At 62.1% G+C, this 309-nt stretch carries 3 tRNA genes; all 3 read left to right on the forward strand.

The features are described 5' to 3' along the window. Position 1: 1 nt before the first annotated feature. The 3 genes from EFBL_RS15890 to EFBL_RS15900 all read left to right on the forward strand — a co-directional run bounded on the left by EFBL_RS15890 (position 2) and on the right by EFBL_RS15900 (position 308). A tRNA-Val gene (locus EFBL_RS15890) sits at positions 2 to 77 on the forward strand. 73 nt (positions 78 to 150) lie between these two features. After that, positions 151 to 226: transfer RNA gene (locus EFBL_RS15895), tRNA-Met, on the forward strand. A 5-nt stretch (positions 227 to 231) separates the two neighbouring features. After that, positions 232 to 308 (forward strand) — tRNA-Asp (locus EFBL_RS15900). The last annotated feature ends 1 nt before the right edge of the window (position 309 follow it).

Consider the following 309-nt stretch of genomic DNA (forward strand, 5'->3'; position numbering starts at 1 on the left):
TGGAAGCTTAGCTCAGCTGGGAGAGCATCTGCCTTACAAGCAGAGGGTCGGCGGTTCGATCCCGTCAGCTTCCACCAAAGAGGATGAAGGAGGGCCGGCTAAGAGCGGTGACATTCGTGTCACAAGGTCGGCCCGACGACATCCTGTCGTCGCGGGGTGGAGCAGTTGGTAGCTCGTCGGGCTCATAACCCGAAGGCCGCAGGTTCGAGTCCTGTCCCCGCAACCAACCATGGAGCTGTGGTGTAGTGGCCTAACATGCCCGCCTGTCACGCGGGAGACCGCGGGTTCGAATCCCGTCAGCTCCGCCAC

It is taken from the genome of Effusibacillus lacus, from assembly GCF_002335525.1.
GTDB lineage: Bacteria > Bacillota > Bacilli > Tumebacillales > Effusibacillaceae > Effusibacillus > Effusibacillus lacus.